Annotated in this window: 25 protein-coding genes; 17 read left to right on the top strand and 8 right to left on the bottom strand. The window is 49.8% G+C overall.

Going from position 1 to position 25,847, the window contains the following annotated elements; translation table 11 throughout:
• Window positions 1-16: 16 nt before the first annotated feature.
• The 9 genes from OGX80_RS19120 (at window position 17) to mobC (ending at window position 8,829) form a co-directional block, all read left to right on the top strand.
• The gene (locus tag OGX80_RS19120) at window positions 17-1,048 is read left to right on the top strand and encodes a TrbL/VirB6 family protein (RefSeq protein ID WP_115181470.1); all 1,032 of its coding nucleotides are present in this window, start codon (window positions 17-19) and stop codon (window positions 1,046-1,048) included.
• An 89-nt stretch (window positions 1,049-1,137) separates the two neighbouring features.
• Window positions 1,138-1,278, top strand: coding sequence for a hypothetical protein (locus OGX80_RS19115; protein WP_032936799.1), 141 nt, complete (start codon window positions 1,138-1,140; stop codon window positions 1,276-1,278).
• Entirely contained in the window at window positions 1,271-1,954 is a 684-nt protein-coding gene (locus OGX80_RS19110) for a VirB8 family type IV secretion system protein (RefSeq protein WP_115181469.1), read from the top strand. Before OGX80_RS19115 ends, OGX80_RS19110 begins: the two co-directional genes overlap by 8 nt.
• Window positions 1,951-2,841, top strand: coding sequence for a P-type conjugative transfer protein VirB9 (gene virB9 / locus OGX80_RS19105; RefSeq protein WP_181899066.1), 891 nt, complete (start codon window positions 1,951-1,953; stop codon window positions 2,839-2,841). Before OGX80_RS19110 ends, virB9 begins: the two co-directional genes overlap by 4 nt.
• A complete protein-coding gene (gene virB10 / locus OGX80_RS19100) occupies window positions 2,838-4,142 on the top strand; it encodes a VirB10/TraB/TrbI family type IV secretion system protein (protein WP_286471389.1) in 1,305 nt (434 codons plus the stop codon). The genes virB9 and virB10 overlap by 4 nt, the downstream gene beginning before the upstream one ends.
• Complete coding sequence (gene virB11 / locus OGX80_RS19095) at window positions 4,132-5,151, top strand: P-type DNA transfer ATPase VirB11 (RefSeq protein ID WP_115181466.1); 1,020 nt, start codon at window positions 4,132-4,134, stop codon at window positions 5,149-5,151. Before virB10 ends, virB11 begins: the two co-directional genes overlap by 11 nt.
• A gap of 60 nt (window positions 5,152-5,211) precedes the next feature.
• Window positions 5,212-5,514 (top strand): TrbM/KikA/MpfK family conjugal transfer protein, encoded by a 303-nt coding sequence (locus OGX80_RS19090; RefSeq protein WP_115181465.1) that lies wholly within the window; start codon window positions 5,212-5,214, stop codon window positions 5,512-5,514.
• Between the two features lie 699 nt (window positions 5,515-6,213).
• Complete coding sequence (locus OGX80_RS19085) at window positions 6,214-8,073, top strand: type IV secretory system conjugative DNA transfer family protein (protein WP_115181463.1); 1,860 nt, start codon at window positions 6,214-6,216, stop codon at window positions 8,071-8,073.
• Between the two features lie 9 nt (window positions 8,074-8,082).
• Entirely contained in the window at window positions 8,083-8,829 is a 747-nt protein-coding gene (mobC, locus tag OGX80_RS19080) for a MobC family replication-relaxation protein (RefSeq protein WP_076738077.1), read from the top strand.
• 194 nt (window positions 8,830-9,023) lie between these two features.
• On the opposite strand, the gene OGX80_RS19075 is transcribed toward mobC, so the two are convergent.
• The 7 genes from OGX80_RS19075 to OGX80_RS19045 form a co-directional block, all read right to left on the bottom strand.
• Window positions 9,024-9,971 (bottom strand): ArdC family protein, encoded by a 948-nt coding sequence (locus OGX80_RS19075; RefSeq protein WP_142757147.1) that lies wholly within the window; start codon window positions 9,969-9,971, stop codon window positions 9,024-9,026.
• 970 nt (window positions 9,972-10,941) lie between these two features.
• Window positions 10,942-11,757: a hypothetical protein gene (locus OGX80_RS19070; RefSeq protein ID WP_115181461.1), complete on the bottom strand. Its 816-nt coding sequence runs from the start codon at window positions 11,755-11,757 to the stop codon at window positions 10,942-10,944.
• A 305-nt stretch (window positions 11,758-12,062) separates the two neighbouring features.
• Window positions 12,063-12,404 carry a ubiquitination-like system serine protease family protein gene (locus tag OGX80_RS19065; protein WP_115181460.1) on the bottom strand — a complete coding sequence of 114 codons (342 nt, stop codon included), beginning with the start codon at window positions 12,402-12,404 and terminating at the stop codon, window positions 12,063-12,065.
• Window positions 12,404-13,774: a ThiF family adenylyltransferase gene (locus OGX80_RS19060; RefSeq protein ID WP_115181459.1), complete on the bottom strand. Its 1,371-nt coding sequence runs from the start codon at window positions 13,772-13,774 to the stop codon at window positions 12,404-12,406. Before OGX80_RS19060 ends, OGX80_RS19065 begins: the two co-directional genes overlap by 1 nt.
• Window positions 13,771-14,859, bottom strand: a complete 1,089-nt coding sequence (locus OGX80_RS19055) for a multiubiquitin domain-containing protein (protein WP_115181458.1) — start codon at window positions 14,857-14,859, stop codon at window positions 13,771-13,773. Before OGX80_RS19055 ends, OGX80_RS19060 begins: the two co-directional genes overlap by 4 nt.
• Before the next feature lie 133 nt (window positions 14,860-14,992).
• Window positions 14,993-15,541 carry a winged helix-turn-helix transcriptional regulator gene (locus OGX80_RS19050; RefSeq protein WP_115181457.1) on the bottom strand — a complete coding sequence of 183 codons (549 nt, stop codon included), beginning with the start codon at window positions 15,539-15,541 and terminating at the stop codon, window positions 14,993-14,995.
• Window positions 15,542-15,583: 42 nt separating this feature from the next.
• Window positions 15,584-16,687, bottom strand: a complete 1,104-nt coding sequence (locus tag OGX80_RS19045) for a hypothetical protein (protein ID WP_115181456.1) — start codon at window positions 16,685-16,687, stop codon at window positions 15,584-15,586.
• Between the two features lie 825 nt (window positions 16,688-17,512).
• Between OGX80_RS19045 and OGX80_RS19040 the strand changes: the two genes are divergently transcribed.
• From OGX80_RS19040 to OGX80_RS19025, 4 genes are read left to right on the top strand one after another with little or no spacing between them, the layout of a single operon-like run.
• The gene (locus OGX80_RS19040) at window positions 17,513-19,600 is read left to right on the top strand and encodes a TonB-dependent siderophore receptor (protein ID WP_115181455.1); all 2,088 of its coding nucleotides are present in this window, start codon (window positions 17,513-17,515) and stop codon (window positions 19,598-19,600) included.
• The gene (locus OGX80_RS19035; RefSeq protein ID WP_115181454.1) at window positions 19,600-20,613 is read left to right on the top strand and encodes an ABC transporter substrate-binding protein; all 1,014 of its coding nucleotides are present in this window, start codon (window positions 19,600-19,602) and stop codon (window positions 20,611-20,613) included. Before OGX80_RS19040 ends, OGX80_RS19035 begins: the two co-directional genes overlap by 1 nt.
• A complete protein-coding gene (locus OGX80_RS19030) occupies window positions 20,543-21,292 on the top strand; it encodes a class I SAM-dependent methyltransferase (protein ID WP_115181453.1) in 750 nt (249 codons plus the stop codon). Before OGX80_RS19035 ends, OGX80_RS19030 begins: the two co-directional genes overlap by 71 nt.
• Before the next feature lie 32 nt (window positions 21,293-21,324).
• Window positions 21,325-22,302: a FecCD family ABC transporter permease gene (locus tag OGX80_RS19025; protein WP_180961894.1), complete on the top strand. Its 978-nt coding sequence runs from the start codon at window positions 21,325-21,327 to the stop codon at window positions 22,300-22,302.
• Between the two features lie 87 nt (window positions 22,303-22,389).
• On the opposite strand, the gene OGX80_RS19020 is transcribed toward OGX80_RS19025, so the two are convergent.
• Window positions 22,390-22,953, bottom strand: coding sequence for a flavin reductase family protein (locus OGX80_RS19020; RefSeq protein ID WP_104868499.1), 564 nt, complete (start codon window positions 22,951-22,953; stop codon window positions 22,390-22,392).
• Between the two features lie 243 nt (window positions 22,954-23,196).
• Here OGX80_RS19020 and OGX80_RS19015 point away from each other — a divergent pair, with 243 nt between their 5' ends.
• From OGX80_RS19015 to OGX80_RS19000, 4 genes are all read left to right on the top strand, one after another.
• Entirely contained in the window at window positions 23,197-24,321 is a 1,125-nt protein-coding gene (locus OGX80_RS19015; protein ID WP_047462784.1) for a YbdK family carboxylate-amine ligase, read from the top strand.
• 337 nt (window positions 24,322-24,658) lie between these two features.
• Window positions 24,659-25,027: an NlpC/P60 family protein gene (locus OGX80_RS19010; protein WP_181397031.1), complete on the top strand. Its 369-nt coding sequence runs from the start codon at window positions 24,659-24,661 to the stop codon at window positions 25,025-25,027.
• Window positions 25,027-25,530, top strand: a complete 504-nt coding sequence (locus OGX80_RS19005) for a YqhG/Tai3 family protein (protein ID WP_286471383.1) — start codon at window positions 25,027-25,029, stop codon at window positions 25,528-25,530. The genes OGX80_RS19010 and OGX80_RS19005 overlap by 1 nt, the downstream gene beginning before the upstream one ends.
• Window positions 25,531-25,647: 117 nt before the next feature.
• Window positions 25,648-25,847: hypothetical protein (locus OGX80_RS19000; RefSeq protein WP_502873590.1), on the top strand; the 200-nt coding region annotated here is incomplete at its 3' end.

The following is a 25,847-nucleotide window of genomic DNA, read 5'->3' as shown; positions in this document are numbered from 1 at the left end:
TATCAGGTGAGGCACCATGTCCGGTGGTATTTTTGTTGGTATGGACAAAAACATCATGAATGGACTGAATGCCGTACTGGAAGGCCAGTCTTCCACTTACGGCACGATGATCAGCGTCATCATTGTCAGCTCTTTTACCTTATTTATACTGTTTCGCGGTTATCAGACGCTGGCTGGCAAACTCCGGACCCCGGTTGAAGATATCGCCTGGGATGTGGGGCGAATGCTGCTTATCACCACCTTTGTGTTAAACCTTGATGGCTGGCTGGATATGGCGGTAGCGGCTATCCAGGGACTTAAAGACGGTATCAGCGGCGATGATAACGTCTGGGCGCTGCTCGATACTGTCTGGGAAAAGGCACAGGCGCTGGGGCAAAAGTTATTTAATATGGACACCTCAACTTACGTCAAACTGAATGGCGGCCTTGCCGAAGTTCTGGTATGGGGCGGCGCGATTGTCCTGCTGATGGCAGCCACCTTTGTCAACCTGCTCGCCGAAATCACCATCCTGTTAATGACGACCACCGCGCCGCTCTTTATTTTCTGCCTGCTGTACGGTTTTCTTAAGCCGATGTTTGATAACTGGCTGAAAACGATTTTCGCGGCAATATTAACGATCATGTTTTCCGCCTTATCCATCCGTATCGCCATTAATTACCTGAATAAAATACTGGATGCCGCAGCAAAAACATCCGCTGAAACCAATATGGTAACACTGGCGGCGCAGTGCCTGCTGGCCGGGATAGCGGCAGGTGTGGTGGTCTGGTTCTCCGCGAAGCTCGCCAGCGCACTCAGCGGGGCCGCCGTACAGGCGGTGCTGCAGGGTGCAGCCATGAGTGGCCTGAGCGGACTGGCAAAGAAATCCGCCGACCTCACCGGTCCGGGTGTAAAGGGTGGTGCCCGCCTGGCTGCGAAAGGCGGCATGGCCGTCGCAGCGGCGACCGGCAGACTCACTGGCGCAGGCGCGGGTAAAACCGTGAGCGCCTGGCAAAAACGCGCCGCCGCCATCGAAAGTATGAAACGCCTGAACCGGCAGCGTCACCGTTAATCCTCCCTGCCTTTAATTTCCTTTCCCCGTCACGCCGTGGCCTGCGCCGCCGGTGCGGCATTCCTGCATCCCTGTAATAAGGAACTTCCATGAAATTCAGCATTTTCCTTCTGATGCTGTGCGCGCTCACCGGCTGCGCACGGCATCAGGGCGACCTTCCGCCGGTATCCGGCGAACCCGAGCCGGTAAACTCCCCCGCCATCATTCAGGAGCTGACTCACCATGTCTGATATTCAGAACATTGTTAATGTTTCCCGTTCTTTTGAATCCATCCTGCTGGAAAAGGAAGAGCGTTCCCGAAAAACCGCCTGGCGGGTGGCCGCTGCCGGACTGATTCTGGCCGCAATGGCGATTGCGGCCATTAGTATTCTGCTGCCGCTGAAAACCACCGACACTGAATTATGGTCGGTGGATAAACAGACCGGGCGCTATGAATATATGACCCGCGTGAAGGAGCGGGATATTTCGTCTGAAAAGGCACTGGCGCATTCACTGGCAGCACACTATGTCAGACTCCGCGAGGGATATAATTATTTCTCCCTCCAGCGTGATTATGACGACGTACAGTTATTTAACAGCGACAGCGTGAACCGGGACTATCTGGACGGGTTTAACGGCGACCAGGCACCGGACGTGATTTTTAACAAGGCTGAATATGTCGTTTACATCGCCATTATTTCCAATGTGCATGCGCCTGCCACCGAGCCGGATAATCTGGCAACACTGCGTATCAAGCGCACTATCCGCCGTATTGCTGATAATTCCGTGAAAACGGATGTCTGGAATATCCGCCTCACCTACCGCTACGTCCCGCACCGGCAACTGACCGACAGCCAGCGCGAAGTGAACCCGCTGGGCTTTATCGTCACGAGCTACCAGCGCGACAAAGAGCTGAGGGGGGAATGATGCTGAAACACATTCTGCTCCTCACGGGTTTACTGGCGTCATGCGTGGCATGGAGCGCGGCGACACCGCGCGGCAGCGCGTATGACAGCCGGATGCAGAACGTCACGTACAACAGCCAGAACGCCACGGTCGTCAGTACCCGCCCCGGCTACGTCACCATTCTGGTGTTTGACGATGATGAAACCGTTATCGATGCGCAGGCGGGTTTTCCCAGAGGCTGGACCGTGACGAAAAGCGATAACCGGGTGGGCGTCAGCCCGAACCCGATTACCCAGCCGGTCACGGATGCCAGCGGCAACAACGTCAGCCAGGTGTTTCTGCCGACGGCAAAAGACTGGAAAACCAATCTGTTCGTGGTGACATCGAAGCGCGATTACAGCCTGGAGCTGAACGTGCTGGATAAAGACTCGCCCGCTCTGGCCTTCGTTATCCGCTACCGCTATCCCGACGAACTGCGGAAAAAGTCTGCCGCCGCCAGCGCCGCCCGTCAGCAACATCAGCAGGAAGCACTGGACCGGCAGCGGATTGCGGCGGCATTCGGGCAGGCCACCACGCCGCGCAACTGGCGCTATACAAAACGGGTGGCCACCGGATCAACCACTATCGCCCCGGACTTTGCCTGGGATGACGGCCGTTTTACGTATATCGGTTTTTCCCCCACGAAAACCCTGCCTTCTGTCTTCCGGCTGGTTAATGGTCAGGAGCTGGCGGTCACGCCCCGAACCATTAAACAGGGCAACTACACCGTGATGGCGGTTCCGGCATCGCCGCAACTGGTTCTGCGTTACGGCACCTCGGTGGTGGGGATCGAAAACGACGGATTCGGGCGTATCCCACTGACCAACAGTGACACCGTTTCACCCTCCGTTAAGCTGGAGGCAAAATGACCGACAAATCTTTCCCGGACGAACCGGAAAAAACCACCGCAGAACGGGAAGCGGAAGCCCGTGAACGCGCCCGCGCGGCAATGACATATCAGGAGTCGGAGCAGAAAACGCCGCCCGGTCAGCCGGAAGTGACCCGTTTCCGTAAAGCTTCTGGTCGCCGCACGCTGATCGTCAGCCTGCTGAGTCTGGTCCTGGTCATCGCGCTGGCATCCGGTGGCGATCGTCTTCTCAGCACCCTGAAAAGGGGGGATGAGAAAGAATCCGACACCGCGCCGCCGCCCCCCTCCGGGGCGGTGCAGCATGATCGTAAGGATCTGGGCATGGACAGTAACCCGTTTGGCCTGTTCGGGCCAGGGAGGCAGGAAACCGCAGGCCCTGCCAATCAGAGCGCCCCGGCCACTCCAGTTCTGCCGCCTGGGCCGCCCACCCTGAACAAGGCGGCAGCGCTGGCAGACGGGCTGAACAGCGGCAGAACAGGATCAGGCGACGATACACGCACGTCCCGAAGCGGATCGCGCAGCAACGTGGGAACGTCGGGCAGCCCGTCTGCCTCCACGGCGTACACATCCTGTCAGTCAGTACTGGTCAGTGGCGAAGATGGACGCCTGCGTTGCCCGGATACGACAGCACCGGCAGGCAGCAATAACAACGACAATCCGGGCGTTGCCCGCGTCACCAGTGTCAGGCGGCTGGGCCTTGATCCCGATCTCTATATCCCGGTGGACCGCTATATTCCGTGTTCGATGATGCGGCGCTTCGTATCCGATGTTGGCGGTCATATCTCCTGCCTGATCGGTGAGAACGTCTGGAGCGCCAGTAACCATGTGAAGCTGATCCCGGCAGGAACAGTCGCCCGTGGTGTCTACCGCACCGGGGCACTGCAACACGGGCGCAGCCGGATGTTTGTCCTGTGGACGGAACTGCGCACACCGGAGCCCGGCAGCCTGCAAATCCCGCTCACCGATACGCAGGCCACCGGCCCGCTCGGCGAGGCAGGGATCGCGGGCTGGATTGACAGCCATTTCTGGGAACGTTTCGGCAACGCCCTGATGCTGAGTACCGTGCAGGACGTGGCGGCAGCGGCATCAGATGCTGCACCGGGTAAAGACCGTAATACCGACTATACCGAAAACACCCGCGCCGCCACGGCGGAAATGGCAAAAACGACGCTGGAAAACAGCATCAGTATCCCGCCCACGATGTACCTGAACCAGGGTGATGTGATCGGCATTATGACCGGCACGGATATTGATTTTTCCTCTGTTTATCAACTACGGCTGAAAAAATGGTATGAGCGCTGAAAACCTGTCACTGGATTTTATGAAAAATCAGCTGTTCGGTGATTATCTGCCAGTCGAAGGGCTGACCGAAATCGCGATTAACCGACCAGGGGAACTGCACACCAAAATAAAGGGGGCATGGCAGCAGCGTCAATCCCCGGTCACGCTGCGTCAATGTTACGCCTTTGCCAGAGCACTGGCTTCCTGGCAGGACGATAATATTGACGATACGTCACCGATACTGTCGGCCACGCTCGAATCCGGCGAACGTATTCAGGCGATCATTCCTCCGGCCTGTGAGCGTAATACGGTATCCATTACGCTGCGCAAGCCCTCGTTTGAGCAGAAAACACATCAGTCATGGATTGATGCGGGATTTTATCAGCGCGTGGCCGGTCAGGAGAAAACGGAAAGCCAGGATAATGCACTGGTCCGGTTATATCACACCGGGGGTATTCCCCGTTTTATGGAAAAGGCGGTGGAATACGGCAAAACGATTTTTATTGTGGGTGAAACCGGCTCCGGCAAAACCACCTATATGAAAACGCTGCTGCATTATATTCCGCTGCATCTCCGGTTGATAACGATTGAGGATAATCCTGAAATCCGTTTTTATCACCACGCCAACTATGTTCATCTTTTTTACCCGGCGGATGCCGGGGACAACGCCATTGTCACGCCCGGCAGACTGATCCGTGCTAATTATCGCATGAACCCTGACCGGATATTGCTGGCGGAAATTCGCGGGCGAGAGGCATGGGACGCGCTGAAAATTATTGGTTCCGGGCATGAGGGATTAATCACCTCCATGCATGCGGGCAGCCCGAAAGAATGTATTGAAGGGATCATTGACCGCTGCTATGAAAACCCCGACTGCCGGAATATTCCTTTTGATGTGCTGTTACGCAAGGTACTAAAAAGCATTGATGTCATCGTCAGTATTGATATACACGGCGATATTCGCCGGATGCATGATATTTACTTTAAGCCAGTTCATTTAAATGGCATGAAAGAGGCATTCAGAAAATAACTCTGGTAAATAACATTACCCTAAATACGCAACCTTTCATTAATCATACTGGTGACTGAAATGAAGAAAGTCATACTCTCCTTATTATTTCTCGGCGTTATGGCGTCATGTTCAACATCCGCAATGGCCGCTGATGCATGCGAAGTGGTTTTATGCATGTACGGTAAAACAACGGGAAACAGCGGCGGCAGTGAATGTCACTCCGCTGAACGGGCATTCTTTAATATCGTGAAAAAGAATAAACACGGCTTTCTTCCTGACCATACGGCCGATGCCAGAAAATCATTTTTGAGTGAATGTGATTCGGCAGACCCGGCTACTATCGTTCAGATCATCAATAAATATGGCCGCGTTCGTGGTTAATACTGGCGAGACGGGCACAGAGCATGACGGTTTTCAGGTTTTTACGGCTTCTGTTTTTCGCGGATTAAGGAGCGAAGAAACAGGGGCCGTAAAAATGAGGCAGCGGACAGAATTATTTTCGCGGGTTAAGGAGCGAAAATAATTCAGGCACCGCGCCTCACCTGCAAACAGCCGCGCCCACGCGGATTTTGCAGGCCGGGGGGAGCCGGATAAATTTCGCCGCCCCGGCGAGCGAAAAGCTGTCGCCCACGACAGCGGTTTACCCGGGGGGCACAGCCCCGCACACCGTCGCCGCTAAGTCTCCGGCCCAAAGCCGGTAGCGTGGCGCGACCACCCTCTTTAAAGGTCAGATTCCCTTTTATTCCCGCTGCGAGGAACGAGCAAAGGGAAGAAAAAGGCGAAAGCGACCGTCTTAAAGGGGGTGGTCGCGCGTAGCGGGCGACGGTGTGCCGCCTTTGACCCTGGGGGTTTTGGCGCGGCGTTCAGCCACGACATTACCCCCATGCGGCAGGCAATAAGGGCGTCCAGCCCGCATGTACCGGCGCACGCCGTTTCGTACCGGGAAGCATGCTTTCCGGCACATGGCCGCACAGCGGCCACCTTCTTTACCCCATACGCTCGCCCCGCCTTTTCGCCCGGCACCGTGGGGCGAACTGACGGGGCGATGTCATGGGGCGAACTGCTGACGAAGGAGGCATCATGATTTTAAATAAGCTTGCCGCTTCACTGTCGCCGATAGTGAACGGGATGCTGGCGCTGCTCGCTTTTATGCAACAGCAACAACTGATACTGGCGTTATTAGCGGGGCTGACGATGCCGTTTTTTGCGTCGATGAAAAGCGATGAACGGCAGAATGCCCCGTTCTGGAAAAGGCTGATTATCGCTTTTTCCCTGCTGTGTTTTCTCTCTGGCACACTGGCTCCGATAATTATCGGATCCTTTCAGTGGCTATATAAGACCAGACTCACCAGTGATAATACGGTACTGGCGTGGTCAGTACGGATTGCTTTCACTGTAGCGGGTTTTATTTTTCATATTCTGCTGCGCAGGGTATTCACACCGGAACTGGACAAAATAAAGAAACGTCTTGTTAAAAAGACCACCCTTGAACGGGAATTGCGCACTGATGTCCGCACCGTAAAATCCCTTCTGCCGGAAACTCTGCATTATAACCCGCTGGATTATATCGACCTGAAAAAAGGCATTTTTACTGGCATGGACAGGGAGAACGAACCAATGTATCTCCCGTTAAAAGACTGGCAGAGACAACACGCGGATATTATCGGTACAACCGGAGCCGGTAAAGGGGTTGCCGCTGGCATATTGCTATATCAAAGCATTCTGGCCGGTGAAGGTGTGTTTGTTATGGACCCCAAGGATGATGAATGGGCACCGCATCTTTACCGCAAAGCCTGCGAGGATGCAGGCAAGCCTTTTGCTTTGATTGACCTGCGGAAACAGCAATACCAGTTAAACCTGATTGAAGATATCACGCCAGATGAACTGGAAGAATTGTTTGTTGCCGGTTTCAGCCTGGCGGAAAAAGGACAGGAATCGGACTTCTATCGTATTGATGACCGAAAAGCCGCACGTATGGCCGCACAATTTGTCAGTGATAACCCATCGGCAACTCTCCGTGATGTTTATAACGGTGACTACGTTCAGAGCATTGCCGAAAAAATCAAAGCATTTTTCGGTAAGATTGAAGAGCTGGCATTACTCAATGCCATTAACTCACCAGAAGGCTTTTCGCTTAAGCACATATTTGATGAGGGCGGCTGTTGCTATGTTATTGGCTCCATGCGAAACAGCAAAATTATTACAGCCCAGCGCATGTTACTGGTTCGCCTGTACCAGTTAGCAGAAAGGCGCGACCGTGTAACAGACGTACCCCTCCCCATTGCTGTTTATCTTTCCGAACTGAAATACCATTTATCCAGACCCGCGCTGGAAGGTTTAGGTGCTGCACGCGATAAAGGCGTGCATATTATTATGGACCATCAGTCGATTGCCGATTTAAAAGACTGCCCGGCAGATTTGAAAGGCGACGCCGTAGTCGGCGCGGTCGTTGAAAATGCCAAATTCAAACTGGTTTACCGGGTTATGGACCCGGATACAGCGGAATGGGTAGCGAGAATGTCAGGCACGATCCTGGTGGATGACGAACTCCGTAAGGCTAAGACGGATAATATGCTGACGGAAACCATCGACAGTGAGCGCACAATCCGCCAGGCCGAACGTTTCTTTATTGACAGCAATATGATCCTGAACCTGCCCGATTTTGTCAACTTTATCTTTACGACAAAAACGCTACCTTCTGCTTCATTGATCTCGCCGATAAAGGTCAAAAAGCGTCAGCTAAAAATCTTTTCGGTTTCCCCTGATATTGCCGCAGGGGCAGCCCCGGTGAAGATCATGCTGGATTTTGGCGAGGATGATAAACCCGCCATGACGGATGTGATGACAACACAACCGGCTCTTTTCTTCGACGAAAGCGAAGTAAAACCGGTAAAGCCGAAACCTGATGATGAAGAACACCTGTCCCCGCTGGATTTTTAAGGAGCGGTTATGCTGATTTCGTCCTTTCACGAGCGCCAGACGCGTAACAACGAAAAAATAAAACAACTGCTGAACTTCCTGAAAGAAGAAACTTACAGTGATTTTAAAACGCTGATGCTGTTATTTGGTTTCCGGGATCATAAGTCGCTTTATTCGCTGTTGGCAAAAACGGAGCGAATGGGGTTAATCCAGAAGCATATGCTTGAATCACGGACAATCAGGATTTCATTATGGGGGATCACCAGCGACGGGCTGGCGGTGGTGTTAACCCCGAATGATAAAATCTTTCCTGCGCGGTTTGAACCATCAAAAATCACCGGCTGGACGCTGGAGCACCATCTTGATAATCAGGCCGCCAGGCTTATTCTGGAGAAGAAAGGCGCTTCGGGATGGATTAACGGCGACCGGGCCACCTTTCTCAGCCAGTATCAGGTAAAACATCGCCCGGACGGATTACTGACGCTGCCCGACGGTAACGTTATTGCCATTGAAACCGAGCGCCGCCTGAAAACCCGAGCCCGCTACCAGTCGATTATTGCCAGCCACCTGCTGGCCCGTACCCGCAAGCAGTGGATTTACGTTTTTTATGTTGTGCCTGACCCACAGAAAAAACGGGCACTTGAACTGCTGTTTGACAGCATCAAACATGTCATCATCAACCATCAGCACGTCCCGCTGGAAGAACGTCACCGCCGGGTGTTTCGCATTTATACCCTTGATGAACTGAAGCGCCTGTCATTAGACAGTTATACGTAAGCTTTGACTCAGGCCATCGTGATGGCCTCACCGGGCTGGCGGCGATACCGCCAGGCCGGAATATTTTTTTATTCCACTGCGAGGCGTAGGCTGTTCGGTACTCGCTGTGCTGCGTTCCGCCTCAGTCTGCACCTCGCAGCGTTGCCGGTAAAAACCATGTAACCACATTCCCTTGCGGTTGTCCGGCTCCGGACTCAGAGTTTATTCATCAGATAACAATGCGCTTTAGAGGCGGCGCTGGCCGCTTTGAAAATATAGCGCCTGTCGTTTTTCAGCGCTTTCAGCCAGGAAGCAATGTAGCTTTCATGTTGTACTTCGCCATCAATCCCCAGATCCGCCATCAGAAAGGCACTTCCCAGCTCCGCAACAAGTTCTTCCTCTGCATAATCCGCACTGCCAAACTTCCCTTTCATTTCACGGTTCAGGCGTTTTTTACCCCCACTCCAGTGAACCAGCTCATGCAGGCCGGTAGCGTAGAAATTAGCCGCATCCGAAAACAGATGGCGCTCCGGTAGCCAGACTTCATCTGTTGATGGGCTGAAAAAAGCATTTTGTCCTTTCTCGATGATGTTTGCGCCGCTCTTCCTGAACAGGTTTTCAGCCTGCGGCAACGGGTCAAAGGTTGCTTCCGGGCTGACTGTTTCAGTTGTCAGGGCCAGGCCGTCGATTTGCTGAACGTTAAATACGGTGAAAGTTTTCAGCATCGGGATATGTTCAATTTCTCCGGCTTCGTTTTCCTTCTCCAGCGTGGTGTAGAAAATGGCTGTTGTTCCATGCTCACCGCTGCGAACCTGTCCACCTGCTGCCTGTGCCTGTTTGTAGGTCATCCAGCGAGAATTGCTGAAACCCTGTCTAGATGCGCTGCACCATAACAGCATGATATTAATACCGCTGTAGGCTGCTCCGGTTGCGTAATTAGATGGCAGACCAGACATGCCCGATGCACGTTGCCACGGACAGGACCACGGTTTTACACCGCTTTTAAGTGCTGCAATGATGTTGTCGGTAACGGTCTGATAAATGTCCGTTCTGGTTTTAGAAAATTTCGTTTTTGAGGAGCCTGACTGCTCCAGCGGGGATACGCTGGTCGCCGCTGCGGTGTTAGAGGCGCTTGTCCGGGTGGTATGCAGGGAAATCGTCATCGTTTTTTCTCCGTCAGTGTGTGATTTTCGTCTTCGTATCGCCTGACGGTTCGCTTTCCCGGCATCGTTCTGCCCTGCAAGGGCGCAGCATGCGTGCCATTTACCCTTGCAGGACGGGTTGTGTTGGGAAACGATTAACCGGAAGCAGATATGAAGAACGGAAAGCGCACGGGAGAAAAAACCTGCCCCTGCATAGCCGGGCATAGCGGCCCTTACTCCGCAGCGGTGAAAATAGATTGGTGGTAATGAGTCGGGAATTGGCATTAACAGGAGGTTCTTGTTGATGCTAGCATGTTTTCCTGCCGGGCGAGGCGATCCTGCTAACCGGGGGCGGTTTGTTCTTAAATTGCCTCGTTCCGGCATCAATCACAACCGAGCCAAAGCTGTCTGCTTGTTGAACACCGCGAACAGTTTATCTACCACCACCCAGACCGAGGTGAGAAACTTCTTGAAACAGGTCACAGTGCCGTAACCGGGGTATCATATTCCCCGACCATGAGTGCATAGGTTTGACCGCGAGAACACAATTGATATAACTCTAAATGTCGCAATACGACCAATGGCGAGCGCTGCGTGCCACCTCGCCAGATACCAAGTTATGAAAGATTTAGGCCGAAAGCAGTAGTTCGTCTCGAAACACAGATAACATTTGAAAAGCTAAAAGTGTGACTATGCTGGCACAGCAGAAAAGAAGGCTTAATTATCGAATCAAAAACTTTCTTGTTACTGATATATGCTGTGTTATCCAGGTGTATAATAAATAACCCCAACTCGAATAGCATTTCCGTTGTAAAGTTATGAATTTCATCGATAATTCTATTGCATTGAAGTTTATTTATTAACTCAAAGTATTACTATCAACCTAGCGGAAGATTAAAACCTATATTTAAAATACGACTCTCTGCTCAAGAAACCAAATAGCAAGCGTGATGAGTTCGCCCATTTCCCCTCCCATGAGATATACTTAAAATTAATAAAGTGGAGTTCTGATGTTAAACAAACCGGTTATCAACTGAATTGCAGGCTCGAAAATACTTGCAATATACTGATTTTGTCCATAAAACAAACCCCATACAATCCCAGAAGCAGCCAGATAACCTGTAAAACCCCATATGCAATTTTTTAAAGCGAATGTAAGTGCACTGGAGAAACTGCGTTGTTTTATATAACCAAAAGTTGCATACAACAACATTACAGACACCGTTACAAACCCTATAATGGATGAAAAAATAGCGATCTGTTCTAAAAAATATAAAATTGAGTTACTAAAGTATTCAAACTTTCCCGCAGAAAAAAGAATAGAACCAAAAGAGCTTAAAATTCTATCGTATAAGCCATCAAAATGGCTCATAAAATAATATGAATTTTCAGCTGCGCGTGATGCGAAATAAACATTAAATAGCGTCGGTACAATATAGAAACAATCAAAAAACCGATTAGTAAAGCCTCTAGCCCATAGGGTAAAAACAATACCAACAACACAAAAGTAAGGAGCAATACGTGAAAAATTATACAAAAAATAATTGACAAAAGAGCCGCAATATGGAAGTAGTAAAATAATAATCCCACCAAGACATAAACTTAGATTCCTAAATTCACCTTGAGCATCTTTCATAACGATATTGAATTCGTTATGCTCGATGCTATTCCCGTCGCCTTTAATAGTATGCGATTTGTTTTTTATAGTTAGATTTAACTTTATGACTTTAAAGGTAACAGCAAAGCTAACCGTAATAGTTACTGCTAAGGAAATAATGGATTCAACGCTAAATATATTGTCAAACATAAGTTGCCGCCCTGAGGATTAAAATACTTAATATACAAACGCTGCTTACCAAAAATCTTTCATCTATCGGTTGATTACAATATATCACTACAGTAAAAGATCCAACCAAGTATCTGATGATGAGGTAAATCATTCCCTACCTACAATAATGCAGAAAAATAGGCATGGCATAGTTCCACTTTAATGTGATTATAAATTACGCATCATATTAAAATATTATCCAAAATATCTATCTTTTTATCCGCGTCATAAACAGCCACAATCTATATTTCAGGCCAAAATAAATTAATACTTCACCATTATATTTACACCCAAAATACTCGTCCTTTTTTTAGCCAAAAATGAGATTTACAGCCGTCTTTAAGCCATACAGACGGATGCAGCGTGAGTAAATTATTATTATCTAAAGAGTAATCCCATCGAGGGCTGGCTTCATCTATAACAAGTAGTTCAATAGTACGACAACATCCACAAGGGCACCTGAATCCGATGCACCAGTCTTCATCCCCATCTCTGGCAAGAATAATTGAACGTAAAGGCATCTTTGTGGGTAATGAGTCTCCATTGATAATTTTCAGACGCCGTGGCGGAAGCCACGGTTCCAGTTTACATAAGACATAGTAGAACAGCCTGTCGAAAATAGACATTATTTCCCTCCCAGTTCCGGGATCCCCAAAAGAGGCTCTTCACATCCGACTGCAAGCCGTGGATTCAGCGCCTTCTCTATATCACTTTCATCGATATAGTCTTCTTCGGCACCTGAAAGACTGAACATAATACGGGCAAATCTCTTATTAGGATATTCGCGAAAAGGGAAACACCTTGCGATAAATTCTGACACACAAGCCGATGCCGCTCGCATATTCAGGGTGATTACTGATGGTGCCTCTTCCTGAACCCCCGTGATGTAGCCTCTCCCGACCTGATCTTCATAATCCTTCGCGCTCAGGTTTTCCCGGTATATAAGCTCAGGTGTATACACATGACGATCAGATAAAGTAGAACCACCGGGTTTTACATAATCAATCCGGCCCGTCACGTCCGTAATTTTTCGCCCATCGTCAGGATCAACATGAGTCGGAATTTTCACCCCCACATCAAGCAATGGGATTAAAAAAGCAGAAGCAATACGATCTGCAATCATTCGGGCATGGTAGGTGTCAACGCAGCAAAAGATTATATCTGCGTTTGCTGCAGCAAGAACGGCCTCCCGCGAGAAAATAGTATTGTGAATGGGCCGGGCAATATCGCCCCCACGAATACGCTTAATAACTTCCGCGAACATGTCTACCTTTGGTCGACAGAGCATCGCATCTTCAAGGGTCGAGTTCAGGATCCGGTTCAGATTTTTCTTTTCTATATGATCATGATCAATCAAAAGAATTTCGCCAAAGCCCAGCCTTGCTACCTGCTCGGCCACAATCGACCCTGTACCGGATACCCCAATGACAGCTGCGGTGAGCTTGTTAAAAGTGTCCGTCATCCCCGATGTAAAAGCCATTGCAGGCGGTCGTGGCTCAGCGAGCCCGTCCCACCAGTAGTGAATATTATCACCCGCGACGGTTACCAGTTCCACATTCTCAGAGTACTTCCCCTCCCGGTAGAAACGTGCACGCATATTCCCGTCAGGAATCATAATTGCCGAACCATGAATGGTATTAACGCCCTGAAAAAGTGACGCCATAGTCTGCACATCACTTGCATCATCCATATCAGAGAAAGCCAAGAAACCACCAGGATGCGAATGGACGAGGATAATTGACATCGATTCTTCTTCTGCAGTATCAATGGCCTTCTCCAGATAGCTACCCGGCCAAGAAATAAAATCGATCGCCCTGGATTTACACTCTTGATATGGAACAAGAATGAGCTTCTTAGCCAGGAGCTTCAGACGAGTACCGTCGTAACGATTACAGACCAGAATTGCAGCAGCCTCTTTTCCGTCTCCCGGGAACAGATGTTTCCGGAGTGAGGCATGAAGCTCCTGCGTCAATATCAGGCGACTCCCGGTGCTCATTGTCCGGCCTCCTTTTGAAGGCAACCATCCGCCATCGCCAGTTGAGAGATGACGGAATCTGTTTCAGGATCCCATGAGCGATGGCGGGACCATCGCTGATACGCGACACTATCAATAACCGCCGTAGCTTCCGTCGCTGGAATGTTGACGCCATTGACCCGCGACAGTGGCGGATATACGTAAAACATATCCAGCATGTTTACGGGATAACCGGAGGTAATCAACAGAGCCAGTTTAATCTTATGATGGTTATACCCTTCCGGTAGTTCATAATCGTGGATAATCAGCCAGCGAGCATTGCCGTTCAGGTAGGTTTCCCAGGAATATCCCATTCCATCAAGATATTGCTCATCTGCAGGTAACAAACTGAACTCACGACGGGTTACCCCGGATGCTTCGCCATTATTCACATCTTTCGGCGTAAGGCGCAGCTTCTCAATGCCAGGCGTACGCAAATCAATGACGTCATCAATATTCTTCTCAACTTTAGGCTGTCCTTCGACTTTGAGGAAAATATGCCATGCCTGACCGGGATTCAGCCCTGCACGGATAACGGCGTCACGGATTACAATTGTCGGGGTATCAAAAATAAATTCCTTACCCTGAACATTCAGTTTCCATGATGCCTTCCTGCTAATGAAGCGCTCAATACCATCCCCATCCAGATCGATAAACTGGTCATTCTGGATTTCGAGATCAGCTTCGTCTTCACGCTCCAGTAACAGTTTTTTATTATCATCAACATTGCCAAGTTTACGGACAACATAGCCGGTAATTAAACGACATGGCCACTCCATACGAGTGCCATCAATAGTAAACAAATAGGTGCGGTCTGACTCGACAATGATAAAGCGGCGAACCTCAGAGCCAAGATCCACAACTTCATCGGGACGGATGTCCTCCAGAGAGCCATCAGAAAGCAACATCAGCACTACAGGTAGCTGATCAGGTTTAAACCCTGATGCAGCTGAAATCTGTGCGCCGGTAGGCGTGTTATCATCCACGATTACCTGACGGTAAGCGAGGCTCTCGTCCGCCACCTCAATGATACGATGGTGGGGATGTTGTGATTGCAGGTCGTTCATAAGTACCTCCGGTATTTTATACAGTGGCATTGCCGCCAAATCTCATTAAATAAAGCTGTTTAACCAGAGGGCAATAAAAATCATTGCCCATGAAATTGACTATATACCACCCATCCTGGTTAAATCAACCTGTTTAATCAGAAATTCCGGGGCCAGTGTAGATAAACTCAATACCACCTGTTGGTGATGATACCTCTGAACGCATAATAAGTCCTTCACTTACAAGCTTTTTGAGCCTTGTACTTGCATTCTGTACAGTGATATTGAGGGCTTTAGCAACATTGGCGGTACTGGCTCCATCCCGGCTTAACACGACATCGAGCAATGCCTTTGTCGAACTTTTTGCTTCAGGACCAATGATACGCACTTCCTTATCAAGCATCACAATCAAAGACTGCTGCTTTGCTATTGCCGCATAGTCCCAGTTATCAATGAGATCTACAGAACTGACATCTGTGATAAAGAAGTACTTTTCGCCACAAAGCTGTTTTGCAAGTGCAATTATACTTTCCCGCGGAAAGGAAGAATCGGTAGCGATGATACCTTCAAGAGAAATTTCAAATGCCTTGCAACTAGGATGTGAGTCAACAACTCTTTGAAGTCGCTTAAACACTTCCCGTCCCAAAACATTTCCAAATGGGTGGTCATTGTTTTCAGTGAGTTCCAGCAGTTTGACTTTCATACAAGCCTGCTTCTTATGGTTAATTTAAGGAGATGACATTAATCATAGCCTAAGAAAAAAATCAAAGCAAACTTGGGTACCTTTGATCAACGCCAACCCTTTTTTCCCTATAATGTCGGTGAGTTCACCGTCTTTATATATGATTCTCAACTCGAAGTTTGGCTGTCGAACCAGCACAACTGCATCATATCTGGCGGCCAACTCTTGAGACCGTTTCAATCCCAGTCCGCGAGCTGCCTCATCAGGCGCGGAGCCAAACTGACTCAACCCACCTTTTTTTAGTGCATGCTTAACCAAAAATATGTCAGGATCTTCGGATAAAGATTCAAGTTCCTTAAAAATTTCAGGGTAATATGTTTTAAGGTTTCGTTTCAAAGTTGTTGCTATGCCTAAACCACTATCTGAAATTACAGTCTGGATATGACGTCGCTTCCCCTTGTACAACTGCAACGCCGCGAACCCAGGAATAGGAGTCTCGCTATGATCTCGTACATTACCAATGAGCTCAGAAAAAATTGTAAACACAGCCATGTAATATTCCTGGCCGGCATGGAGCGCGAATTGTTTAGTCAGTTTCACCGGAATTGAATCATCGAAATCATCCAAGTTAATGGATGCTATCTCAACCAGATTGTCATTATTTCCCCGGTAGCGTTTTGCCCTAGATTCCGTTGGCCTCTCTGGCTGGACCCTTACATCCGGATGTAAATGGTCAAAAAAGCCCAATCGATCCAAAAAGTCTTTCGTCGATGGACATTTACTGAAATCCAGTTCGATCGCCTTCCCCAAAAAAGCAGCCTGATTTGACAGAGCAATCACTCTCGCACCAGCTGCCAATAAAATCCGGCAATTCTCCGGGAAGCATATTCTGCACCTGTTTGCTGAAGCGCCCAATAGGCAGCCTGCAGCCGATAAGTTAGCTTCAAAAATGTCTTCATCGATCCAAACGTCAGCATCCAAAACCAACACATATTCATCTTCTACATACCATTTCCATTCGACCTGTTTGAGGCCCTCTAGATTGCTGTATAAAAATGAATTCAAGGCAGATTTATCAGGATACCCAAGCTTTTTGGCTATTTGCTTACCTGTCAGTCCAGGAAACTCACGAAGTAGCTCTTTGATTTTCTCTATATCGAACAACACCCGACAGCATCCTTAAAGAGAGGGAGTTTGTAAATGTTACATAACATTGCATTGCACGACCCATTGACTGATACGTTTCGCATAGCAGAACATATTATGTAAAAAACATGTTATACTGCTAACAGTAACTTTCAGTCTTTTTAGCAACGCGTAGCGACCCTGATACAGATAGCTAGCGGTCGATGCGCTGGCCTCATGCGCGATTATCATCCTGTCCCTCCGTTACTTTATTAATAACATTTTCTAACTGAAACCCACTCAATTTACCACTGTCAACAGCCAGTATTCTGAAAAAATATTTATAAGAGGCGCACAGAGTGATCAGTCCAGGAAAAGCATCCACCTCCCCATGAAGACATTGCGACTCATACCGCTCATGGGCACCTCTCTTTAAGCCATCTTAATGGACTCTGAGGTGTCTGTTAAACCCGTGGCGATTGAATTGTAGATGTAACAATAGTAGCGTTCTCCAAATGCATGAGACTGCTCAAATCAGTTTTGATTGGTGGTCATTCTGGTGGTCTTGACAGGGAGAGTTTTCAGGTTTAGCTTACATATTAGCCAGTTATTGGCAAAGGCGATCCCAGTCAGAGGAGCCAGATTTTAGTCTCGAGATATCTCAGTGAGTCTTGAGGCGTTTTAAAAGCAGCAGTTAAATTGAACCGGTTGTCCTGATAAGGATTGCCGGTTTTTTTGATGCCTGTCGTTTTTGGACACCCCCACAGACCTCTCCTGCCCCCTTCCCACTTGTTCTCATTTGCCTACTTTTTTTCTTTATGAGATATGTTATGTTATAACATATCCATTATAATGTAATGCCAACCTATGAAACTTAAGCCTTCTTTGATAGCTCTCGCAGTAGCAGTAAATACTTCGCCTCTGGCCTATGCAGCAGATGAAACCATCGTCGTCACCGGCAGTGACGTATCCGACTATTCCGCCGAATCCGACTCGGCACGTCTTTCATCCGGCTCAGCCTCACGTCTCGGTCTGACCGATAAGCAAACGCCACGCCATACTGAAACCATCAGCGCCAGAACCATTACGGCTAAGGGAAAACGCACGCTCACCGAGGTTGTTGAGACCGCCCCGGGCATGTCCGGCACCAGCTCACCTACGCTCTCAAACAGCGTTTCACTGCGCGGCTTCTCCGGCGTTTCCTGGCTGCTAAACGGCGTGGCTGTACCCGGTAGCACCATTCAAATCGCCGACCCGGTTCATTATGAAAACGTGGACATCCTGTATGGCACAGGCTCCGTTTTAAATGGTCTGAGTTCTGCCGGTGGCAGCGTCAACCTGATATCACGTAAAGCAACCTTTGGTCGACAGCCAGTAGAAGCTGACTATAGCTGGTCAAGCTATAACAGCCATCGCGCCCACATCGGCGCGGGCGGTACGCTTGTTGAGGGTATAGCTGCTGGCCGCGTGGATGTAAGCGCATCAAATACCGGCACTCAGGTTGATAAAGATCGCAGTCGCCCGAAGCGCGTCAGCGCACAGCTCCTGCTGACGCCGACCGATAACACACAGGTCACTTTTGACATCGATCGTAGCTTAACGGATATGCGCAATCCCTATTTCGGGACGCCTGTCATCAACGGCAACGTTGATCGCGACTTGCGCCATGTAAACTACAACAACATTCAGGATGCGCATATCCGCAGCCAGGCAACCTCATTCCAGTCGACCCAGTCCTGGTATGCGACGCCTGATTTAACCTTTGATAACCAGTTCTACTATTACAAAGGTTTCCGCGAATGGCAGAACGTTGAACGCTATTACCCGTCAAACAAAGCGGGCTATGTTACCCGTGATTCTTATGGCGATCTTGCTCATGATGACAAGCTGACGGGCAACCGTACTATGGTCACCTGGGATCACCCGATTGCATCATTCGCCAACCGCGTGACTGCGGGTGTCGATTTTTCAAAACGCGAATTCCAGTACTATTCTAACGGCTTCCCGGGGGGCGAAGAGGTTCTGCTGACCAACCCCGCCTCCAATGACTTTCGCACCGGTGCGGGTGGCAAGATGCGCTCACCTGTTCGTCACATCACTCAGAACCAGTATGCCTTGCTGCTGGAAGACAATCTGAATATCACTGATGCTGTCGCCCTGTTAAGCCAGTTGCGCTATACCAACCTGGATATGCACTGGAATTACCAGCAGGACAATAAAACCATCAATCGTAGCTATAGCTTTATGAGTGTTGGTATTGGGCCGAGCTGGGCCATTAACGAAAACTGGACGGTGTATGCCAACTATTCCACAGGTAAAGAGCCCGGCAGCGATATCTTCTTTATCAGCCCTGAACAAACGTCCCTGCCACTTACAGAAGTTCAGCAATATGAAGCCGGTGTAAAAGGGACATTCGACCACGGCGAAATGAAGCTGGCCGTTTACGATCTCCAGAAAAAAAATCTTTATCAGCAATCGGCTGTCCAGGCCGGTGTATGGAATGCGGTTGGCAAGCAGACTTCGCGCGGCATCGAGTTCAGCGGATTGATTAAACCGCTGGATAGCGTCGCGCTGGCGGGAAATGTGGCTTATACCCATGCGCGCTTTGACAATTTCAAACAAGGTACGCAGGACCTTTCCGGTAATCAGCCGCGCTATATCCCGGAGTGGACGGCTAACCTTTCTGGCCGTTATATGCCGATTAGCAAACTGGGGCTGGGCGCGCAGCTCCACTATGTTGGCAGTAGCTATAACGATGATGCCAACAAAAACAAAATGGGCGATTACACGACTGTCGACCTGAACGCCGATTATGAAGTGATTAAGGACGTTACCGTAGGCACCCGCGTGCGTAACCTGACGGATCGCTTTTACACCTGGCAGCGTACTTATACAGGGCAGGAAATGATTGCGCCAGGTCGAACTTACGAAGCCTATGTCAACATGCGCTTCTGATGAAACGCCTGGCCTCCCTCGCATTGCTGGCAACCTTCGCCAGCTTTGCGCATCCCGTTACGTTGCAGAATTGCGGAAGATCCTGGACGTTTGAGCATGTACCACAGCGGGCAATCGTCTATATGCCGACCGCAATGGAAAACATGCTCGCATTACGTCTGGGAGATTCCGTGATCAGTGCTGTCGGTTATCGGCCAGATGAAGATACCGCGCCCTCCCCCTGGTACAAACCGCTAAAAGCACGTCTCGACAGTTCGCCCTGGTCGGGAGAGGCTTTGCTGAGTTCCCGGCCAGATTTTATCTATTCTGGCAGCTACTACTGGTTTAACAGCCCGGAGACCGCCGGTCGTGAAAGGATGGCTGAATGGGGAATTGGAAGCTGGCTCATTGAAGGGATGTGCAATGGCCTGCAAAGTGGCCCTCCTGCGCCTGTAACCTTCGACAGCATCTACGACGAGTTGCGTAATATTGCGCGCATATATGGCGTGGAGCCGCGCGCAGAGGCGCTTATCAATGAACTGAAGCAACAGGTCGCTGCTGACAGCCGCATAAAACTGCCACGCAGAACGCTCATGTGGTGGTATTCCGGCACGGCAACACCTTATGTGGCGGGTGGTTATGGCGCTTCTGAGCTGTTAACCAAAACCATCGGCAGTAAAAACATCTTTGATAACAGTGCTGAACTGTGGCCCGCCATGAGCTGGGAGGTCATTGCCGAACGGGACCCTGACTACCTGATCCTGGGCGATCTGCAAAGAGGGGGAGATGGCGACAGCGCCCGGAGCAAAATCGATTTTCTTGAACGTAATCCCCTCACCGCAGGCATGAAGGCGGTTAAAGCAAAACGTTACATCATTTTACCTGGCTATGACATGGACGCATCTGCGCGTTCAGTTCTGGCCCTTCACCGACTAGTCACACAAATACACGCTAAGGAACAACATGACCTTTCCAGCCCGCGAATTACTGAAAAACTGGGACGAACAACAAAGCGCCTACATCGCTCACCGTGAAGAACGCTATAACGCCGCGCTGGATGTTCTGGCAATGCTATATGGCGAAGAATTCCATGTGGTGGATCTGGCCTGTGGTCCAGGCTCATTCAGCATGCGTCTTCTGAATCGCTTTCCGGCGATAAGAGTAACGGCTATTGACCTCGACCCGCTTCTGCTTACGCTGGCCAAAGAAGCCTTATCTGAATACAGTGACCGTATTCAGTTCTTCAGCGGCGATATTGCAACAGCGGATTGCTTTGCCGCTATTACCGACAAACCGCAGGCCGTTGTTTCCAGCACGGCCATCCACTGGCTGCTGCCGGAACAGCAGGTCGCGCTTTATCGCAACATCTTTAACCTGCTGGATGAACATGGCTTATTCATGAACGCCGATCATCAGCGATTTGATAGTTGCAATCCATGCCAGAAACGGATTGCCCAGCTTCATGACGAAGATACGCAGAAAAAAGCCTGGACAGCGGGAGTGCAGGACTGGGATAGCTGGTTTGCATCGGCCACCCGTCATCATGAGCTGGCTGATTTGATGGACGCGCGCACCGCTATCTTTAAAGACCGCCCGACACCACTGCCCACCACGGTCGAATTCCAGCTCACCGCTCTGCGCCAGGCGGGTTTTAGCGAAACGGGTACTCTCTGGCAATTCCTGGATGATTATGTGATCGCTGGCTGGAAATAATCATGCTGCGTTCTCCTGTTTTTCGCCTTTCCATGCTGTTTCCGGCCCTGATGCTGGCGTTTTGCATTGCCATTATGTATGGCCCGGTGACCTTTTCCATGAAGGACGTGGCAAATGCCATACTGGCAGGCTACTGGCATAGCGATACAGCGGGAACGCTTCATCAGCGGATCGTATGGTCTCTGCGTATGCCGCGCACCCTGCTTGCTGCGCTGGCGGGTGCCGCATTAGCGCTGGCCGGAACGGTGCTCCAGTCGTTGACACGTAATCCTCTTGCCGACCCCTGGGTGTTGGGGATCTCATCCGGCGCAGGGTTTGGCGCGGTACTGGTCATTGCGCTTGGTCTCAGTGCGGGCTGGGCCGCTGTACCTGCCGGAGCGTTCTGCGGCGCGATGCTGGCTTTCGCACTGGTGCTTTTCATGGCGCGGAAATCGCTATCCGGCCAGTCCAGCCGTTTTATCCTGACCGGCGTCGCCGTGACACAGCTTCTCTCCGCCGCCACATCATTAACCACACTCTGGAAAACGGATGCAGACACCACGCGAGGGGTGATGTTCTGGCTGCTGGGAAGCTTTGCACAGGCGTCCTGGCTTCAGGTACTGCTTTGCGCACTGGTGCTGCTGCCGATATTTATGTTCTGCTGGTGGCGGGCAATAGAGCTGGATGTGCTCACGTTCGGCAATGTGACGGCGGCATCGCTTGGTGTGGACGTTGGCGCAATCAGGCTCGCCCTGTATTGTTTATTGACCTTATTGACTGCGGTCATTGTGGCATGTTGCGGAGCAATAGGTTTTATTGGGCTGACCGTGCCTCATATCGCCCGCATATTCATTGGTCATCGCCATCGATCGCTGCTGCCGGCATCCATGCTGTGCGGCGCGACTTTTACCGTTCTGGCTGATACGCTTGCCCGAACGCTGTTTGCGCCCCGTGAATTACCCGTCGGCATCCTGACGGCGATACTCGGGGTTCCGGTATTTCTGTTCCTGATTTCACGGACTTCCCGATAAAATACTGACGAAGGCGATCCCTGGCAGAAAGCCCGCTAAAAAGCGGGCTTTCTGCCATTTATCCGTGACGAGCGCCACCGCAAACGCTCAGATAAGCATTTCCGGCCTGAACAGCGCGCTCAGATTCATTGTCTTGCCCGACACCATGAACTCCCCCTTCCCTGTATAGTGAATCGTCTCAGGGTGTTCCGGTGATGTGGCCACATGCGCCTTCACGACCTCGAAAATGAAAAAATTGTAGCGTTCCACCAGCACATCATCATACAAACAGCACTCAAAATTCGCATAACATTGCTGGATCAGCGGGGCATCAACCTCATCGGCTTCCTGTGCCGTAAGATTAAATTCGGCAAACTTATCGATGTCAGCGCCGGACGAGTTGCCGATTCGCACGACCGTCTCGGCCAAATCCGTCAACGGAACGTTGATCACGCATTCTCGGCTATGACGGATCATCTCAAAACTGTGGTTGCCGCCCGAAATCATCAGCCCGACCAGCGAGGGAGAAAATTCCAGAACGGTATGCCAGCCCAGCGTCATGATATTGGTCTTCCCGTTCCATTTGGATGACACCAACACAACCGGGCCCGGTTCTAAATACCGGCGAACCTGACTGACCGGATAATCGACTTTAGTAATAGCTAAGCTCATAAGATGACTCCTGTTAAAGTGTTCCACAAAAACAGGCCACACTGCTGCGGCAATACCTGAGCAGTCCTCGCGCTACAGCATACTCTCTCTCGTCATATCGCAAAAAATTAACCATACTAATAAAATGGTTTTATGACCGTAATCAGGGTTCCGCGATTCACCTCTGGCAGGCATGACCGTCTGACCTACACTTTTAACAATAGAATTTCAGGCCAACCACAACAACTCAGTGCAGAGGACATTATGGTATCTCTACCTTTTACCCGCTCACTGCGGTTTACGACGGGCACCGAGCTGGAACTCCAGTTAATCGACAGAAACGATACCAGGCTGGTGGATAAAGCGGATATCGTGCTGGCCGATATGGCGCACACTCAGCAAATAAAGCATGAGCTAACCAAGTCAATGATTGAACTGAACAGCTCAGTACACTCTTCGGTGTTTAAACTGCATGAAGAATTATCTTTATTAGCCTGTAACGTCAGGGAAGTCGCCAGAAAACACGGCTGCGATGTTACCGGCGGCGGCCGCCATTTAGATGGCGACTGGCGAGAACAGGTGATTAGCGATTTACAACGTCATCAAAATCTGGCCGTACGCTATGGCTACATCACCAAAATGGCCTGCGTATTTGGGCAGCATATTCATATTGGCGTTCAGGATGGCGATGACGCCATTTATCTGTGTCATGCGCTTATTCCCTACCTGCCCCATTTAGTTGCACTCAGCGCCTCTTCGCCGTGGCTGGATGGCGTGGATACCTCTTTTTCAAGTTCCCGCTTTACCGGGCAGAACGCCTTTCTGAACAGTGAACTGATTGAAAACATCTATAACTGGGACGAGTTCGTCGTATTTTATAACGAGATGGTCGATGTCGGGATCATTAAAAGTATCAAAGATATTTACTGGTACGTCAGGCCACAGCCTGCTCTGGGCACAATTGAAATCAGAATATGCGATATGCCGCTGACAATATTTCATGCCGCAATGCTCACAGGCTATAGCAAAATACTGGCTCAGTATCTGTTAGCCAACCGGACGAATATCGTCAAAAAACATCATGCTATTGAAAAATACAATATCTTTAACGCCCGGCGCGATGGCTTACAGGCCAGCTACGTCAACACGTTAACCAGGCAGCGTCAGTCGCTGGCGAGTCAGATATTGCAGACCGTAGAGAACCTGTCATTACGCACCCACAGTGATGAGGACAAGTACGTTCTGCAATATATTGCCCGGTATGTCAAAAAGGGCATCAATGATTCAGACAGAATACGCAGTATGATTAAACGCGCGGTGGACTTAAATACCGTCATGGAACGTATGCGAAAAATGCTGTTATCAGCACCAAAGAATTATAAAAAATGATGCACGCCAGGGCCGAAAATGGTTATTCGGCCCTTTTATCAGGCAACTGTAGTAATACGTTCCCGAGCGTTACGTTTTGCCTTCTCGCTTAAGGGGTCGGAGACACCATCTCGTCCAGAATGCTACTGACCTGTTTCCCGCTCATATTCCGATACCCGCATTCTTTTATTTTCGGAATTCGTTTAGGCAATCCCTTCGCTATTGATTCCGCCTGCTCTCAGCGTCAAGCGCACTTGCCTCGCTTATCACGTTACGCTTTCTGTGGCACTAAATGATTAACCCTCCTAACTAATTGGGTATCTATTAGCAATTTCTCTAACTGAAATGGATGATAATCATGGGATGGGACACAAGAAGCGCCGGAAACGGGGCAAAACATCACGCCGAACCGGGGCCAACGAATAACTGTGCATCGTATGTGCGCAAGGCCATAAAGGCAGGGGGCGTGACCGTAACAAACACGCAAAACGCCAAAGATTACGGCCCAATGCTGGAGTCTGCGGGGTTTATAAAAATATCTTCAACGCAATCCCCCAGAGCTGGCGACGTGGTAGTGATTCAGCCTTACGCGGGAGGACACGCCGCCGGTCACATGGCTATTTACGACGGCCAGGATTGGTATTCAGACTTTAAACAGCGGGATTTTTGGGGCGGTCCTGGATACCGTTCGTCAAAGCCAGCGCATCAAATGTACAGGAAGGATTGATGAAAGCCCTTTATGTTGTTCTCATGATATTTGCAATTACCGCGTGCAGCTCAGGACGCGATAACGCAGAACGGCGTGTTTCAGATTTCTACACTTACTATCTAAACGTGTTTGCAAATAGTGAAGGGAAAATAAAGCCTGCGCCTGAAAAGATGGATGAATATATTTCGAAGGATACACTAGCCCAACTAAATACTATCTCTCATATTTATGAGCAGGAGATTATCGACACCGATTACTATACATATGCGCAAGATTATTCAGCAGATTGGATCCCCTTATTGAAAGTTGGAAAAGCTAAAAACTGTTTTGGTGGTGAATACGTCGATGTTTGGTTGGGTCGACAAAACAATCAGACGTATCAAATTGGAGTCTACCTAAAAAGAGAGGGCGGCAAGTGTAAAATATACAGAGTGAAGAATGTTACCGCCGGTTATGAGCATTACATATTTGACGCGCACGCCATTGAGAAAGCGAAGCAACATGCTGCAACCACCAATTAAATAGGGAGATTATGACGGCCGCTAAATTAATCCCAATTCGCGGCCGACCTTAACAGTCATTATGCTTTTCTTTCGCCCTCCGGTGGATTCAACAACGTCAGCGCTACGGAATGTTTTATGATTCAGCCGTCGTTTAAGGATATAAGAGCCCACTCCCGCCAGCGTCAGTCGCTGGCGAGTCAGATATTGCAGACCGTAGAGAACCTGTCATTACGCACCCACGGTGATGAGGATAAATACGTTCTGCAATATATTGCCCGGTATGTCAAAAAGGGCATCAATGATTCAGACAGAATACGCAGTATGATTAAACGCGC

Source organism: Citrobacter sp. CK194, from assembly GCF_030333395.1.
GTDB lineage: Bacteria > Pseudomonadota > Gammaproteobacteria > Enterobacterales > Enterobacteriaceae > Citrobacter_B > Citrobacter_B koseri.
The sequence above is the reverse complement of the archived record's forward strand: the minus strand, read 5'-3'. Positions and strand labels throughout refer to the sequence as shown.